This window comes from Enterobacter hormaechei subsp. hoffmannii (genome assembly GCF_001729745.1).
Classification (GTDB): domain Bacteria; phylum Pseudomonadota; class Gammaproteobacteria; order Enterobacterales; family Enterobacteriaceae; genus Enterobacter; species Enterobacter intestinihominis.
On the sequence record NZ_CP017186.1, the window covers coordinates 638,522 to 654,981 of the forward strand.

Genomic DNA, 16,460 nt, shown 5'->3' on the forward strand with positions numbered 1-16,460 from the left:
ACTGATCTGATCGCATTTTTATGAAGCACTAAGTACGGAGAACAATTATGAAACGTGCATTTATTATGGTGCTGGACTCATTCGGCATCGGCGCAACCGAAGATGCAGAACGTTTTGGTGACGTGGGTTCCGATACCCTGGGTCACATCGCGGAAGCCTGTGCAAAAGGCGAAGCGGACAACGGTCGTAAAGGCCCTCTGAACCTGCCAAACCTGACCCGCCTCGGGCTGGTAAAAGCGCATGAAGGTTCTACCGGTAAAATCGCAGCCGGTATGGACGGAAACGCGGAAGTGGTGGGCGCCTACGCGTGGGCGCACGAGCTCTCTTCCGGTAAAGATACGCCGTCCGGTCACTGGGAAATCGCTGGCGTGCCGGTGCTGTTTGACTGGGGTTACTTCTCCGATCACGAGAACAGCTTCCCGCAGGAGCTGCTCGATAAGCTGGTGAAGCGCGCCAACCTGCCGGGCTACCTCGGCAACTGCCACTCTTCCGGTACCGTGATTCTGGATCAGCTCGGCGAAGAGCACATGAAAACCGGCAAACCGATTTTCTATACCTCTGCTGACTCTGTGTTCCAGATCGCCTGCCACGAAGAGACGTTTGGCCTGGATAAACTGTACGAGCTGTGCGAGATCGCCCGTGAAGAGCTGACCGAAGGCGGCTACAACATTGGCCGTGTTATCGCGCGTCCGTTTATCGGCGACAAAGCGGGTAACTTCCAGCGTACCGGCAACCGTCACGATCTGGCCGTGGAGCCACCGGCGCCGACCGTGCTGCAAAAACTCGTCGACGAGAAAGACGGTCAGGTCGTTTCCGTAGGTAAAATCGCGGACATCTACGCTAATTGCGGCATCACCAAAAAGGTCAAAGCGACCGGTCTGGATGCGCTGTTCGACGCCACCATCAAAGAGATGAAAGAAGCGGGCGACAAGACCATTGTCTTCACCAACTTCGTGGACTTCGACTCCTCCTGGGGTCACCGTCGCGACGTCGCCGGGTATGCTGCGGGTCTGGAGCTGTTTGACCGCCGTCTGCCAGAGCTGATGGAGCTGGTGGGGGAAGATGACATTCTGATCCTGACCGCTGACCATGGCTGTGACCCGACCTGGACCGGTACCGACCACACCCGTGAGCACATTCCGGTGCTGGTGTACGGCCCGAAAGTCAAACCGGGCTCGCTGGGTCATCGTGAAACCTTCGCGGACATCGGCCAGACGATTGCGAAATACTTTGGTACGTCTGACATGGAATATGGCAAGGCTATGTTCTAAACGGATTGGGTGAGGTCTGATGCCCTCACCCCAACCCTCTCCCACAGGGAGAGGGAGAACAGAATGTAGGCCGGGTAAGGCGCAGCCGCCACCCGGCAAAAACAACAATGTAAAAGGAACTGAAGATGGCAACTCCTCACATTAATGCAGAAATGGGTGATTTCGCTGACGTCGTATTGATGCCGGGCGACCCGCTGCGCGCGAAACACATTGCAGAAACCTTCCTGGAAGACGTGCGTGAAGTGAACAACGTGCGTGGCATGCTGGGCTTCACCGGTACCTATAAAGGCCGCAAAATCTCCGTGATGGGTCACGGCATGGGTATCCCATCCTGCTCCATCTACACCAAAGAGCTGATCACCGATTTCGGTGTGAAGAAAATCATCCGTGTCGGCTCCTGCGGCGCGGTGCGCATGGACGTTAAGCTGCGTGACGTGGTGATCGGCATGGGCGCGTGCACCGACTCTAAAGTCAACCGCATTCGCTTTAAAGATCATGACTTTGCGGCCATCGCTGATTTTGACATGGTGCGTAACGCGGTTGACGCAGCAAAAGCGCTGGGCGTTGACGCGCGCGTGGGCAACCTGTTCTCTGCCGATCTGTTCTACTCGCCAGAAGGCGACATGTTCGACGTGATGGAAAAATACGGCATTCTGGGCGTGGAAATGGAAGCGGCCGGTATCTACGGCGTGGCGGCTGAATTCGGTGCGAAAGCGCTGACCATCTGCACCGTGTCTGACCATATCCGTACTCACGAGCAGACCACCGCTGCCGAGCGTCAGACCACCTTCAACGACATGATCAAAATCGCGCTGGAATCCGTTCTGCTGGGCGATAAAGAGTAAGAGCTGTTGTGCCGGGTGGCGGCCTCGCCTGACCCGGCCTACGGTTTTGTAGGCCCGCTAAGCGCAGCGCCAGCGGGCTTTTTTACTAGCGCACGGCCTGAGCAATCCACGCCGATACATCCCGCAGCTCTTTTTCCTGCTCCGGAAAATCCCCAATTAATGCATCACACTCCTGCTGCAGCATATCCGCCCGATACAGACAGCCCTGTAAACGTGCGGCCAGCGCCTCCAGCGGTGCAGGATTGAGACTATCCGTAAAGACCTGCGTGCGGGTAATATGGCCCTTCTCCACGTCAAAGTGCAGCTCAACGCCGCCCCAGGTAAACCGTTCGTCCAGCAGGTGTGAAAACGCCGGTGCCTGCCCGAAGTTCCACTCCCAGCTGCTCTGGCGCGCAAAGGTTTCCGCGAAGTTGGGCAGGTCCGGTGTTTTGTCAGGGGAGATCACTTCAGCTTCTACCCGCTCACCGTAATGTTCGAAGAAGGCTTCACGGATTGCATCGCAAATCTGCTCATGAGTAATCCCCGGCAGCAGATCCACCAGATTCGCCACGCGACCGCGCACGGAGGTAATGCCTTTCGCCTGGAGCTTTTTCTTGTCCGGGTTCAGATAGTTTGCCAGACGGCTCAGATCGGCATTCAGCAATAATGTGCCGTGGTGGAATCCGCGATCCATCGTTTCGCGGTAGGCTGAGCCTGACACTTTCCGGTCGCCTTCAGGTGTTTTCACTACCAGATCGTTACGACCCGAGGCTTCAGCCGTCACGCCGAGCGAATTGAGCGCGTTGAGCACAATGGAGGTCGAGATGGTTTTGTCGTATTCCGGCTTGCCCGCCATAAAGGTAAAGCAGGTGTTGCCGAGATCGTGGAACACCGCACCGCCGCCGCTGCTGCGGCGCGCCAGGCGGACGTTGTCCTCTTCCATACGGCGGGTGTTACACTCTTTCCACGGATTTTGCGCGCGGCCAATAACGACCGTATCAGCGTTGCGCCAGAGAAACAGGACGCGCTGGGTGGCGGGCATCTGGCGGAAGATGCACTCTTCCACCGCGAGATTAAACCAGGGATCGTAAGAGTCAGAGATAAGCAGGCGTAACGTCGACATGGCAGAGTTCCTTTTCCGAATCATCCGCCTACTTTATCACTATTCTTTCTTCTCGCTCTCTTCCTCTTCGGGAACTGACTTGCTGGCGGTTAACAGGAACGGCGACTGCTGCCAGCGGGTGCGCTTGCCTTGCAGCAGCGTGCGCGCCAGTACCACGCCAATCGCCAGCGAGAGCAGCAGCATCAGGCGCAAAATATTGGTGGTGTTATCCACCTGTTTGGCTTCGGTTGGCAGGGTGTGGGTGTCGAGTGTCAGACGTAAATAGCCGAGTGGGCCATTCTTGCCCTGAATGGGTTCAACGATTTGTTGATTGAAATAACCGCCAGCTTTTTTGCCGTCCAGCGCCAGCCTGTCGCGCACGTCGACATGCTCACCCGCGCGGGCAATCAGGTCGCCCTGTTCATCGTACACGCCCGCATCCAGAATGCGGCTGTTTTCCGTAAGCTGGCGCAATACCTGGGCTATTCGCTTGTCATCCGGCGTTTCGGTGCGCATAGACGGCGCAACGTTGAGCGTCACCTGGCGCGCCAGCGTACGGGCCAGTTCTTCAAACTGCGGGTTACGCTGTCGTTGGTGATTCTGGCTAAACCAGGATGCCCCCTGCATAAGCGCCACTAATAGTGCGAGACAGATCAGGACAATCACGGCGCGATGAAGCCGGAATTTCAGTTTTGCGCGAGCCATATTCCACCTGCTTAAAATTTACGGCTTAATGTTGCCAGAAGTGATGGTTACAGGGTAGCCTCATGCGTTATTTTCCCTCTGGAACCTTCCGGCGCGAACGAAATTACAGGAGCTTCAATGCCGAACATTACCTGGTGCGACCTGCCAACGGATGTCTCTTTATGGCCAGGATTGCCGCTCTCTTTAAGTGGCGATGAGGTGATGCCTCTCGATTACCACGCTGGCCGTAGCGGCTGGCTGCTGTACGGACGCGGCCTGGATAAGCAACGCCTCACCCAGTATCAAACTAAACTGGGCGCAGCGATGGTCATCGTTGCGGCCTGGTGCGTGGAAGATTATCAGGTTATTCGCCTGGCGGGTTCCCTGACGCAGCGCGCCACGCGTCTGGCGCACGACGCCGGGCTGGACGTTGCTCCGCTCGGCAAAATTCCACACCTGAAAACGCCAGGCCTGCTGGTGATGGACATGGATTCCACCGCCATTCAGATCGAGTGTATTGACGAGATTGCTAAACTGGCGGGCAGCGGCGAGCTGGTGGCGGAAGTCACCGAGCGCGCGATGCGCGGCGAGCTGGATTTCACCGCCAGCCTGAGACAGCGCGTGGCGACCCTGAAGGGGGCCGATGCTAACATTTTGCGTCAGGTGCGCGATGAACTGCCCCTGATGCCAGGGCTGACGCAGCTGGTGCTCAAGCTGGAGACGCTCGGCTGGAAAGTGGCGATTGCCTCCGGTGGGTTCACCTTCTTTGCCGATTACCTGCGTGACAAGCTGCGTCTGACCACCGTGGTGGCAAACGAGCTGGAGATCATGGACGGCAAACTCACCGGACAAGTGATTGGCGACATCGTGGATGCGCAGTACAAAGCCAATACGCTGACGCGTCTGGCGGAGAAATACGCCATTCCGGTCGAACAGACCGTCGCCATCGGCGATGGCGCGAACGATCTGCCGATGATCAAAGTTGCCGGACTGGGTATTGCCTACCACGCCAAGCCGAAAGTGAATGAAAAGACGGAAGTCACTATCCGTCATGCTGACCTGATGGGCGTGTTCTGCATTCTCTCCGGCAGCATTAATCAAAAATAGCGGCCTGCTTTTGTAGGCCGGGTAAGCGTCAGCGCTATCCGGCGCGCAGACCGCACAGAAATAACGAGGTAAACCGTGGCGAAAGCTCCAAAACGCGCATTTGTCTGTAATGAATGTGGTGCGGATTATCCGCGCTGGCAGGGGCAATGCAGCGCCTGTCATGCCTGGAACACCATCACCGAAGTGCGTGGTGTGGCGGCTTCGCCGAGCGTGGCCCGCAATGAACGCCTGAGCGGCTATGCGGGCAATGCAGGCGTGTCGAAGGTACAAAAACTTTCGGATATCAGCCTTGAGGCGCTGCCGCGCTTCTCAACCGGATTCAAAGAATTTGACCGCGTGCTCGGCGGTGGCGTAGTGCCGGGCAGCGCTATTCTCATCGGCGGTAACCCGGGCGCGGGTAAATCCACCCTGCTGCTGCAAACGCTCTGCAAGCTCGCCGAACAGATGAAAACCCTGTACGTCACGGGCGAAGAGTCACTCCAGCAGGTGGCGATGCGCGCGCACCGCCTCGGTCTGCCGACCGGCAATCTGAATATGCTCTCGGAAACCAGCATCGAGCAGATCTGCATGATCGCCGAAGAAGAGCAGCCGAAACTGATGGTGATCGACTCCATTCAGGTGATGCATATGGCGGACATTCAGTCGTCACCGGGGAGCGTGGCGCAGGTGCGTGAAACGGCTGCGTACTTAACGCGCTTTGCCAAAACGCGCGGCGTAGCGATAGTGATGGTGGGCCACGTCACCAAAGACGGCTCGCTGGCCGGCCCGAAAGTGCTTGAGCACTGTATCGACTGCTCGGTGATGCTCGACGGCGATGCGGATTCCCGTTTTCGTACCCTGCGCAGCCATAAAAACCGCTTCGGCGCGGTGAATGAACTGGGCGTGTTTGCCATGACCGAGCAGGGGCTGCGCGAAGTCAGCAACCCGTCGGCCATCTTCCTGAGCCGTGGCGACGAAATTACGTCCGGTAGTTCGGTGATGGTGCTGTGGGAGGGGACGCGTCCGCTGCTGGTTGAAATTCAGGCGCTGGTGGATCACTCGATGATGGGTAATCCGCGGCGCGTGGCGGTCGGTCTGGAACAGAACCGCCTGGCGATCCTGCTGGCGGTGTTGCACCGTCACGGCGGCCTGCAAATGGCGGATCAGGACGTGTTCGTCAACGTGGTTGGTGGGGTGAAGGTTACGGAAACCAGCGCGGATCTGGCGCTGTTGCTGGCGATGGTCTCCAGCCTGCGTGACAGACCGTTGCCGCAGGATCTGGTGGTATTTGGCGAAGTAGGGCTGGCGGGCGAAATTCGCCCGGTGCCGAGCGGTCAGGAGCGTATCTCCGAAGCGGCAAAACATGGCTTCCGCCGCGCAATTGTTCCGGCCGCCAACGTGCCGAAAAAAATCCCGGAAGGGATGCAGGTTTTTGGCGTTAAAAAACTCGCAGATGCGTTAAATGTCTTTGACGACTTATAATTACGTATTCGATTTTGCAGGAGGCACCGTAATTTATGTCATCATTTGACTACATCAAGACCGCTATCCGCCAGAAGGGTTGCACATTACAGCAGGTAGCGGACGCCAGCGGCATGACCAAGGGCTACCTGAGCCAACTGCTGAACGCCAAAATCAAAAGCCCCAGCGCGCAGAAGCTGGAAGCGCTGCACCGTTTTCTGGGGCTTGAATTTCCGCGGATGCAAAAGAACATTGGCGTGGTGTTCGGTAAGTTCTACCCGCTGCATACCGGCCACATCTATCTGATCCAGCGCGCCTGTAGCCAGGTCGACGAGCTGCATATCATCATGGGTTATGATGAAACCCGCGATCGCCAGCTGTTTGAAGACAGCGCCATGTCGCAGCAGCCCACCGTGCCGGACCGCCTGCGCTGGCTGCTTCAGACCTTTAAGTATCAGAAAAATATTCGTATTCATGCCTTTAACGAAGAGGGCATGGAGCCGTACCCGCACGGCTGGGACGTGTGGAGTAACGGCATCAAAGCGTTTATGGAAGAGAAGGGCATTGCGCCTAACTGGATCTACACCTCTGAAGAGTCCGACGCGCCGCAGTTCCGCGAGCATCTGGGCATCGAAACCGTGCTGATCGATCCTAAACGCACCTTTATGAACATCAGCGGGGCGCAGATCCGCGAGAACCCGTTCCGCTACTGGGACTACATTCCGACCGAGGTGAAGCCGTTCTTCGTGCGTACGGTGGCGATCCTCGGCGGCGAGTCGAGCGGGAAATCGACGCTGGTGAATAAGCTGGCGAATATCTTCAATACCACCAGTGCGTGGGAGTATGGCCGCGATTACGTCTTCTCACACCTCGGTGGTGACGAGATGGCATTACAGTATTCCGACTACGATAAAATCGCGCTTGGTCATGCCCAGTACATTGATTTCGCAGTGAAATACGCCAATAAAGTTGCCTTTATTGATACCGATTTCGTCACCACGCAGGCGTTCTGCAAAAAGTACGAGGGGCGCGAGCACCCGTTTGTGCAGGCGCTGATTGATGAATACCGCTTTGATCTGGTGATCCTGCTGGAAAACAACACCCCATGGGTTGCCGACGGCATGCGCAGCCTGGGCAGCTCGGTGGACAGGCGGGAGTTCCAGACCATGCTGGTGGAGATGCTTAACGAGAACAACGTTGAGTTTGTACATGTGGAAGAGTCGGATTACGACACCCGTTTCCTGCGCTGCGTCGAGCTGGTGAAAGAGATGATGGGTGAGCAGGGGTAAAAGATTTACCCCTCACCCTAACCCTCTCCCCAAAGGGGAGAGGGGATCGCACGGAGCTGTCTTTACCCTCTCCCCCGTGGGGAGAGGGCAGGGTGAGGGGGAACAAACCACTCAATACTCAACCACCACTTTCCCACGCATATGCCCCTCCAGCACCATGCGGTGCGCTTCGGTAATGCTTTCCACGCTCAGCCCGTGCAGCGTTTCGCTGAGCGAGCTTTCCACCACGCCGTTATTCACCAGCTTCGCCACCTCATTTAAAATCTCGCCCTGGCGCGCCATATCCGCGGTCTGGTACATGCTGCGGGTGTACATAAATTCCCAGTGCAGGGCGGCAGATTTGGACTTCAGCTTGTCCTGGTTTAGCGGATGCGCATTTTCAACGATGGAACAAATGTGTCCCTGAGGGGCAATCAGATCGCTGACCGCATCCCAGTGCCCGTCGGTGTCGTTGAGGATAAAAATGTAATCCACAAAGGTGAGCCCCTGTTTCGCCAGTTCACCCTTCAGGTCGCGGTAATCTACGACAACGTCAGCCCCGCGATCGCGACACCATCGGGCGGAATCTTCTCGTGAGGCGGTTGCGACGATCTTCACCTTGCTGTTGTGCTTCGCAAACGGGATCGCCAGCGATCCGACTCCACCCGCGCCGCCAATTATCAGCAGCGTTTTATCTGCGTCGGCATCCTGAATCTTCAGCCGTTCAAACAGGCCTTCCCACGCGGTGAGCGCCGTCAGCGGCAGTGCTGCCGCAGAGGCCCAGCCAAGGTTTGCAGGCTTGTGCCCGACAATGCGCGCATCGATAAGCTGGTGCGTGGTATTGCTGCCCGGTCGGGTGATATCCCCCGCGTACCATACTTCGTCACCCGGTTTGAATCCGGTGACGCCAGCCCCGACGGCTTTGACGATCCCGCTGGCATCCCACCCGAGAATGCGCGGCTCCTTCAGTCCGCTTTTGGCAATGCCTGCATGTACTTTGGTATCCACCGGGTTTACGGAGACGGCTTTCACCTCCACCAGCAGATCGTACTCGCCGGGCTGCGGCATCGGCGGGGTAATTTCAACGAAGGTGGAGGGATTTTCTGGGTTAACGGCAATGGCTTTAACAGACATGATGTTCTCCTCAATGAATGCGTTGTGTTGAGGCTAGTCTATTAAGTGGTCAGTTGCATGATAAGATGGACAATCAAGAACTCAGCGTTCGTACAGGGTGAACAATCATGTTTAAACAGCTACAAGATATGGCGCTGTTTGCGCTGGTGGCTGAGATGGGCAGCTTTACTGCGGCGGCGCAGAAGGCTGAACTGCCGAAATCCAGCGTCAGCCAGCGCATTAGCCAGCTGGAGCAGCAGGTGGGGATCCGCCTGCTTAACCGCACGACGCGCAGAATAAGCCTGACGTTTGCGGGCGAGCACTATCTGGTGCACTGCCGCGAGATGCTGGCGGCCAGCGAGCGCGCGGAGTATGCCATTCAGCGGCTGCGAGAAAACCCCAGCGGACGGCTGAGGATCACCTGTCCGGCAGGGATTGGCGCGACGCTGCTGGCGCATATGAATGCCGAGTTCCAGCTTCGCTACCCTGACGTGTCGCTGGATGTATCAATTTCAGACGATGTGGTAGATCTGGTCGAGTCGGGTTTTGACGTGGCGCTGCGCACCGGCAAACCGCAGGATTCTTCCCTGATTGGTCGCATGATTGGGCACTGTCCGCGCTACATGCTGGCCTCGCCTGACTATCTGGCACGTCGGGCGCCGTTAATCCATCCCCGACAGCTGGTGGATCACCGCTGCATTACGCACCGGGCATGGTCGGAGTGGCTTCTGCGAAGCGAGAGTGAGGATTACCGCTACCTGCCGGATAACGCCCACATGACGGATAACCTGGTGTACGCCCGAGAATGCGCCATTGCCGGGGCGGGGATCACGCTGTTACCCGCATTCCTGCTGGAAGATAAAATCGAAAAGGGCGCGCTGGTAAAGGTGCTACCGGAGTGGCGCGTTGAGGGGAACGATCTCTGGCTGGCCTATCCGAGCCGTAAGCTCAATTCGCCTGCGCTGATGAGCTATATCGACTTTGCGATGCAGTTTGATGAGGTGAAGCGGTATTACGTGGGCAAATAAAAAAGCCGGGTGGCGGCTTCGCCTTACCCGGCCTACACACTGTGCGGCCTGATGCCCTCACCCAGGCCCTCTCCCACGCGGAGAGGGAACAAACATAAAAAACGGCAACCGAAGTTGCCGTTTTGCTTTTATTTCGCAATACGCTTGTACTTAATACGCTTCGGCTCCAGCGCGTCTGCGCCCAGCGTGCGTTTCTTGTACTCTTCGTATTCGGTGAAGTTACCTTCGAAGAACTCCACTTTACCTTCGTCCTGGTAGTCCAGAATGTGGGTCGCGATACGGTCAAGGAACCAGCGGTCGTGCGAGATAACCATGGCGCAGCCCGGGAATTCCAGCAGGGCGTTTTCCAGCGCGCGCAGGGTTTCGATGTCCAGGTCGTTGGTAGGTTCGTCGAGCAGCAGAACGTTGCCGCCAACCTGAAGCAGCTTCGCCAGGTGCAGACGACCACGCTCACCGCCAGACAGCTCGCCCACGCGTTTGCCCTGGTCGGTGCCCTTGAAGTTAAAGCGGCCAACATAGGCGCGGCTTGGCATCTCGGTGTTGCCGATACGCATGATATCCAGACCGCCGGAGACTTCTTCCCACACGGTTTTGCTGTTGTCCATCGCGTCACGGAACTGGTCAACGGAGGCCAGCTTCACGGTCTCACCCAGGGTGATAGAGCCGCTGTCAGGCTGTTCCTGACCGGACATCATGCGGAACAGGGTGGATTTACCCGCGCCGTTCGGACCGATGATGCCGACGATAGCGCCTTTCGGTACGGAGAAGGTCAGATCGTCGATCAGCAGGCGGTCGCCGTATGACTTACGCAGGTTGGTCACTTCAACCACTTTATCCCCCAGACGTGCTCCAGGCGGGATAAACAGTTCGTTGGTTTCGTTACGCTTCTGGTATTCGGTGTTGTTCAGCTCTTCGAAGCGTGCCAGACGGGCTTTGCCCTTGGACTGACGGCCTTTCGCGCCCTGACGCACCCACTCCAGCTCTTTCTCAATAGATTTACGGCGCGCCGCTTCCTGAGACGCTTCCTGCGCCAGACGCTGATCTTTCTGTTCCAGCCAGGAGGAGTAGTTACCTTCCCACGGAATACCTTCGCCGCGGTCCAGCTCCAGGATCCAGCCCGCCACGTTGTCGAGGAAGTAGCGGTCGTGGGTAATTGCCACCACGGTGCCTTCGAAGTCGTGCAGGAAGCGTTCCAGCCACGCCACGGATTCCGCATCCAGGTGGTTGGTCGGTTCGTCGAGCAGCAGCATGTCTGGTTTTTCCAGCAGCAGGCGGCACAGCGCCACGCGGCGGCGTTCACCACCGGAGAGATTCGCGATTTTCGCATCCCAGTCCGGCAGACGCAGGGCATCTGCCGCGCGCTCCAGCTGCACGTTCAGGTTGTGACCGTCGTGCGCCTGGATAATCTCTTCAAATTTGCCTTGCTGAGCGGCCAGTTTGTCGAAGTCCGCATCCGGCTCGGCGTATTTGGCATACACTTCATCCAGACCTTTCAGGGCGTTAACCACTTCGGATACCGCTTCTTCAACGGATTCACGCACGGTGTGTTCCGGGTTCAGCTGAGGTTCCTGCGGCAGGTAGCCGATCTTGATGCCAGGCTGCGGACGGGCTTCACCTTCGATGTCTGTATCGATGCCGGCCATGATGCGCAGCAGGGTGGACTTACCGGCACCGTTGAGACCCAGAACACCGATTTTTGCGCCCGGGAAAAAGCTCAGCGAGATATTTTTAAGAATATGACGTTTCGGCGGGACAACTTTGCCGACACGATGCATGGTATAAACGAATTGAGCCACGTTGGACTTCGCCTCTTTTATCGTGATGAGAATGAATTTCAGCCTCGAAGTGTAGCCTTTTTCACGCCCTAATCCCAGCCAGGAACGTCGGGAGTGTTAAAACGCGCAAGAAAGGTAAAAAAGTGTCCATGACGTGGCGCGTTGTGGGATGCCTGGTTAGCATAAGTTGAGGTAACTTTCACGTGGCAAGACGCTGCAACTGACGAAAAACAATGAGGAAGAGCTTGTGGAAAAAGCCAAACGGGTGGTCTGGCGTCTGCTGGCTGCCAGCGTATGCGTAATGGCGGTAAGCCAGGCGGTGCATGCCGATTCACTGGATGAACAACGTAACCGCTATGCCCAGATTAAGCAGGCATGGGACAACAAGCAGATGGATACCGTGCAGGCGCTGATGCCGACGCTGAAGGATTATCCGCTGTATCCGTATCTGGAGTATCGTCAGATCACTGATGATCTCATGAATCAACCGACCGTCACCGTAAATAACTTCATTCAGGCGAACCCGACACTGCCGCCTGCGCGTACCCTGAAGTCCCGGTTTGTGAACGAGCTGGCCCGTCGCGAAGACTGGCGCGGCCTGCTGGCTTTCAGCCCGGATAAGCCGGGCGCGACGGAAGCGCAGTGTAATTACTATTATGCGAAATGGGCGACCGGTCAGCAGGAGGAAGCCTGGACCGGCGCGAAAGAGCTGTGGTTGACGGGCAAAAGCCAGCCAAACGCCTGTGACCCGCTGTTCAGCGCCTGGCGCGCCTCGGGCAAGCAGGATCCGCTCTCTTACCTGGAACGTATTCGCCTGGCGATGAAGGCCGGAAACACCCGGCTGGTTACCGTGCTGGCGGGCCAGATGCCCGCGGATTATCAGACCATTGCCTCTGCCGTTATCAGTCTGGCAAACGATCCCAATACCGTGCTGACGTTTGCGCGTACCACCGGCGCGACCGATTTTACCCGCCAGATGGCGGCGGTGGCCTTTGCCAGCGTGGCGCGTGAGGATGTGGAAAACGCCCGGCTGATGATCCCGCAGCTGGTGCAGGCCCAGCAGCTTAATGACGATCAAACCCAGGAACTGCGCGATATTGTGGCATGGCGACTGATGGGAACAGATGTCACCGACGAACAGGCGCGCTGGCGTGACGACGCGGTAATGCGTTCAAACTCTGTCTCGCTGGTGGAGCGTCGCGTGCGCATGGCGCTGGGAACGGGCGATCGTCGTGGCCTCAATACCTGGCTGGCGCGCCTGCCGATGGATGCTAAAGAGAAAGATGAATGGCGTTACTGGCAGGCGGACCTGTTGCTGGAGCGTGGTCGTGAAGACGAAGCCAAAGCGATCCTCCACTCCCTGATGCAGCAGCGCGGCTTCTACCCGATGGCGGCGGCGCAGCGTTTGGGCGAGGAGTACACCCTGAAGATCGACAAAGCGCCAGCCAACGCGAACCCGGCGCTGACGCAGGGTCCGGAAATGGCGCGCGTGCGCGAGCTGATGTACTGGAATCTGGATAATACCGCGCGCAGCGAATGGGCCAACCTGGTCACCAGCCGTACCACCGACGAGAAGGCGCAGCTCGCCCGCTATGCGTTTGATAATCGCTGGTGGGATCTGAGCGTGCAGGCGACGATCGCCGGCAAGCTGTGGGATCATCTCGAAGAGCGTTTCCCGCTGGCTTATAAGGATCTGTTCGATCGCTACACCAGCGGCAAAGATATTCCGCAAAGCTACGCGATGGCCATTGCCCGTCAGGAAAGCGCCTGGAACCCGAAAGTGCGTTCGCCGGTGGGGGCCAGCGGCCTGATGCAAATTATGCCGGGCACCGCGACGCACACGGTGAAGATGTTTAATATCCCAGGCTACAGCAGCCCGTCCCAGCTGCTGGATCCGGAGACCAACATCAACATCGGTACCAGCTACTTGCAGTACGTCTATCAGCAGTTCGGTAATAACCGCATCTTCGCGTCAGCCGCGTACAACGCCGGGCCAGGCCGCGTGCGGACATGGCTTGGCAACAGCGCAGGGCGACTCGACGCCGTGGCGTTCGTCGAGAGCATTCCGTTCTCGGAAACGCGCGGATATGTGAAGAACGTGCTGGCGTATGACGCCTACTATCGGCACTTCATGGGGGAGAAAGATGCCCTGATGAGCGATGCCGAGTGGCAGAGACGTTACTGATCGGCGCGGGTTGTGTTATGCTGTACTCGTTAATGAGTACAAGAGGCAGCATAACATGACCCAGCATTCCCCGTATTCCTCGGCCATGGCCGAACAGCGTCATCAGGAGTGGCTTCGTTTTGTGGAGTTGCTCCGCCAGTCTTACGACAAAGATCTGCATTTACCCTTGCTACAGCTGATGCTGACGCCAGACGAGCGTGAAGCGCTGGGTACACGGGTACGCATTATTGAGGAACTGCTGCGTGGCGAAATGAGCCAGCGTGAACTGAAAAACGAGCTGGGCGCGGGCATCGCGACGATTACCCGGGGTTCAAACAGCCTGAAGTCGGCGCCGGTTGAACTGCGTCAGTGGCTGGAAGCGGTATTGCTTAAAAACGCCGGATGACGGCTTCGCCTAATCCGGCCTACAAACTTAACGATAAATCGCGTTATGGAACGGACTTAACGCCAGAATAACGGCCTGGTGGTAAACGCTCGAACGGGTGAGCTTGCCCGCGGTAAAGACGCCAATCGCCCCCTCTTTACGACCAATCTCATCAATGCCGGTGTAGTGCGACATTACCGGCCCCAGCGCCTCACCCGCGCGGACTTTCTCCAGTATGACCTCCGGCAGCGGCAGCGTGGCTGAACGCGCTTCGCCGCGCTGCTCGCGGCTTTCGATGACAACCCAGCTGAAGGTCGCCCCTTCGTCGATACCTGCTTCAATCGCGACCCAGAAGTCAGCATCTGGTGCGGCGGCTTTTGCATTCGCCACGCGATTTCGTGCGCCAGCGCGTGTTTCCTCGCTGCCAAACGGCTGTTCCGGCACACCGCTCTCGACGCCGACGGCGTCAATATGGCAGGATCCTTCGCCGAAGATCTCTTCAAATGCCCTTAGAATTGCCTGAATTTTGGCAGGATTGGTGGTAGCAGAGACAACATGGTGCATAATTAAGCTCGATTTAAAAAATTCATCGCAGTATAACGGAAAAAAAGCATGTTACAGGTATACCTTGTTCGCCACGGTGAAACGCAGTGGAACGCCGAGCGACGTATTCAAGGCCAGTCAGACAGTCCTCTCACCGACAAAGGTGTGCAGCAAGCGTGGCAGGTGGCGGAGCGCGCCAGAACGCTGGGTATCACTCACGTCATCTCCAGTGATTTAGGCCGCACGCAGCAGACGGCACGCATCATCGCCGATGCCTGTGGCTGCGACGTGACCCTTGAACCGCGCCTGCGCGAGCTGGATATGGGCGTGCTGGAAAAACGCCCTATCGATACGCTGACGGAAACCGAAGAAGGCTGGCGTCGCACGCTGGTGAACGGCACTGAAGATGGTCGCATCCCTGAGGGGGAATCCATGCAGGAGCTGAGCGTGCGCATGCATGCCGCGCTGGCCGAGTGCCTGAAACTCCCGGCAGGTAGCCGACCGCTGCTGGTGAGCCACGGTATCGCGCTGGGTTGCCTGGTGAGTACCATTCTGGGGCTGCCAGCTTACGCCGAACGCCGTTTGCGTCTGCGCAACTGTTCCATTTCCCGTATCGACTATCAGGAAAGTGCCTGGCTGGCATCGGGGTGGGTGGTTGAGATGGCAGGGGACATTTCGCATCTTGATGCCCCTGCACTGGATGAGTTGCAGCGTTAACGACGTACCGGAATCAGGAATTCCATACGCAGATTGATAGGGCCTTCTTCCGGTTTTGCATCTTGCGCCGGATAGTAGCGCTCAATGTCCTGACCTTTACGGCGATTCAGATTCAGCATCGGCATGCAGGTCCCGTAAACGGTCAGGATGAACTCCTGAACGCCCGTTCCTAACCCTTCGTATGAGAACATCACATACTCGCCGCCTTCCAGCACGACAGGCTTCGAGCCATGAATGTAACCGTTCGCCATGTCAGGCGTCAGCGCCGTGGTATAGAACACCTCCTGCTCGTCGTCTTTTTCCTGGCTGGGATGCGTTTCGTTCAGGCCATACAGAATCGGCGGGATCGCCGGAGCATGGCTTAAAAATTCGCGCCAGAACTGAACGCGCATCTGATGGCGGAACTCGGAGATCTGCTCCAGGGAACAGGAGTAGCTCTGCGTGGTGCCGACCAGGTGCGTTTCCGGCAGGGTGATGATTTCATATTTTGGCATCGCAAACTCGCCCAGACGCAGCGGCGGACGCATACCAAAGGAGCTCCAGTCCGGCGAGCGGCGATAAAGCGCTGGCGTTAACGAGAACTGTTTTTTAAAGGCGCGAGTGAAGGTTTGCTGTGAATCGAAGCGATATTGCAGGGCAATATCCAGGATTGGTCGCGCGGTCAGGCGCAACGCGACAGCAGACTTTGATAAACGACGTGCGCGAATATAGGCACCGATAGCATGACCGGTGACATCCTTGAACATCCTTTGCAGATGCCACTTGGAATAGCCTGCTTTTGCCGCCACATTATCCAGTGACAAAGGCTGGTCGAGATGACCTTCCAGCCAGGTGAGCAGGTCGCGAATAATTCCAGCCTGATCCATATACTATCCTCATCCTTAAAACTGCCGCAGGTGCCTGTTTACAGGTTAGCGGATAATAGCATTTTTTGACGTTTTAGCATTCAGTGTTTTTTTTGCGCATAAATGCTTTTTGTGGTGATTTAAGTGCGGATATATTCTAATCCTGTGATCTTGCTACATTTTTATCTAACCTG

The 16,460-nt window shown here is 57.2% G+C and carries 15 protein-coding genes; 9 read left to right on the top strand and 6 right to left on the bottom strand.

Features of this window, described 5'->3' with window-relative positions; all coding sequences use genetic code 11:
- The first annotated feature begins 47 nt into the window (after positions 1-47).
- Both deoB and deoD read left to right on the top strand, forming a co-directional pair.
- Complete coding sequence (gene deoB / locus BFV65_RS03035; protein ID WP_022646989.1) at positions 48-1,271, top strand: phosphopentomutase; 1,224 nt, start codon at positions 48-50, stop codon at positions 1,269-1,271.
- A 125-nt stretch (positions 1,272-1,396) separates the two neighbouring features.
- A complete protein-coding gene (gene deoD, locus BFV65_RS03040) occupies positions 1,397-2,116 on the top strand; it encodes a purine-nucleoside phosphorylase (protein WP_003856538.1) in 720 nt (239 codons plus the stop codon).
- Positions 2,117-2,201: 85 nt separating this feature from the next.
- On the opposite strand, the gene lplA is transcribed toward deoD, so the two are convergent.
- Positions 2,202-3,218 carry a lipoate--protein ligase gene (lplA, locus tag BFV65_RS03045; RefSeq protein ID WP_023305408.1) on the bottom strand — a complete coding sequence of 339 codons (1,017 nt, stop codon included), beginning with the start codon at positions 3,216-3,218 and terminating at the stop codon, positions 2,202-2,204.
- Positions 3,219-3,257: 39 nt separating this feature from the next.
- Positions 3,258-3,902: a YtjB family periplasmic protein gene (locus tag BFV65_RS03050; RefSeq protein ID WP_015572615.1), complete on the bottom strand. Its 645-nt coding sequence runs from the start codon at positions 3,900-3,902 to the stop codon at positions 3,258-3,260.
- A gap of 117 nt (positions 3,903-4,019) precedes the next feature.
- On the opposite strand from BFV65_RS03050, the gene serB reads away from it, so the two are divergent.
- From serB to nadR, 3 genes are all read left to right on the top strand, one after another.
- Positions 4,020-4,988, top strand: coding sequence for a phosphoserine phosphatase (gene serB, locus BFV65_RS03055; protein WP_003856524.1), 969 nt, complete (start codon positions 4,020-4,022; stop codon positions 4,986-4,988).
- A gap of 75 nt (positions 4,989-5,063) precedes the next feature.
- A complete protein-coding gene (gene radA / locus BFV65_RS03060) occupies positions 5,064-6,449 on the top strand; it encodes a DNA repair protein RadA (protein WP_003856523.1) in 1,386 nt (461 codons plus the stop codon).
- Between the two features lie 35 nt (positions 6,450-6,484).
- Complete coding sequence (gene nadR, locus BFV65_RS03065) at positions 6,485-7,717, top strand: multifunctional transcriptional regulator/nicotinamide-nucleotide adenylyltransferase/ribosylnicotinamide kinase NadR (RefSeq protein ID WP_003856522.1); 1,233 nt, start codon at positions 6,485-6,487, stop codon at positions 7,715-7,717.
- Positions 7,718-7,828: 111 nt separating this feature from the next.
- On the opposite strand, the gene BFV65_RS03070 is transcribed toward nadR, so the two are convergent.
- The gene (locus BFV65_RS03070; protein ID WP_069596226.1) at positions 7,829-8,830 is read right to left on the bottom strand and encodes a zinc-binding alcohol dehydrogenase family protein; all 1,002 of its coding nucleotides are present in this window, start codon (positions 8,828-8,830) and stop codon (positions 7,829-7,831) included.
- Positions 8,831-8,937: 107 nt separating this feature from the next.
- Between BFV65_RS03070 and BFV65_RS03075 the strand changes: the two genes are divergently transcribed.
- The gene (locus BFV65_RS03075) at positions 8,938-9,837 is read left to right on the top strand and encodes a LysR family transcriptional regulator (RefSeq protein WP_022646992.1); all 900 of its coding nucleotides are present in this window, start codon (positions 8,938-8,940) and stop codon (positions 9,835-9,837) included.
- Between the two features lie 128 nt (positions 9,838-9,965).
- On the opposite strand, the gene ettA is transcribed toward BFV65_RS03075, so the two are convergent.
- Entirely contained in the window at positions 9,966-11,633 is a 1,668-nt protein-coding gene (gene ettA, locus BFV65_RS03080) for an energy-dependent translational throttle protein EttA (RefSeq protein WP_014882470.1), read from the bottom strand.
- A gap of 226 nt (positions 11,634-11,859) precedes the next feature.
- Here ettA and sltY point away from each other — a divergent pair, with 226 nt between their 5' ends.
- Both sltY and trpR read left to right on the top strand, forming a co-directional pair.
- Positions 11,860-13,797, top strand: a complete 1,938-nt coding sequence (gene sltY, locus BFV65_RS03085) for a murein transglycosylase (RefSeq protein WP_022646993.1) — start codon at positions 11,860-11,862, stop codon at positions 13,795-13,797.
- Between the two features lie 55 nt (positions 13,798-13,852).
- Positions 13,853-14,182 carry a trp operon repressor gene (trpR, locus tag BFV65_RS03090; protein ID WP_003856511.1) on the top strand — a complete coding sequence of 110 codons (330 nt, stop codon included), beginning with the start codon at positions 13,853-13,855 and terminating at the stop codon, positions 14,180-14,182.
- Positions 14,183-14,209: 27 nt separating this feature from the next.
- Here trpR and yjjX read toward each other — a convergent pair whose 3' ends face one another.
- The gene (yjjX, locus tag BFV65_RS03095; protein ID WP_022646994.1) at positions 14,210-14,725 is read right to left on the bottom strand and encodes an inosine/xanthosine triphosphatase; all 516 of its coding nucleotides are present in this window, start codon (positions 14,723-14,725) and stop codon (positions 14,210-14,212) included.
- 48 nt (positions 14,726-14,773) lie between these two features.
- Here yjjX and gpmB point away from each other — a divergent pair, with 48 nt between their 5' ends.
- Positions 14,774-15,421, top strand: coding sequence for a 2,3-diphosphoglycerate-dependent phosphoglycerate mutase GpmB (gpmB, locus tag BFV65_RS03100; protein ID WP_006810187.1), 648 nt, complete (start codon positions 14,774-14,776; stop codon positions 15,419-15,421).
- Here gpmB and robA read toward each other — a convergent pair.
- Complete coding sequence (gene robA, locus BFV65_RS03105; RefSeq protein ID WP_003856504.1) at positions 15,418-16,287, bottom strand: MDR efflux pump AcrAB transcriptional activator RobA; 870 nt, start codon at positions 16,285-16,287, stop codon at positions 15,418-15,420. The genes gpmB and robA overlap by 4 nt on opposite strands.
- Positions 16,288-16,460: the final 173 nt, after the last annotated feature.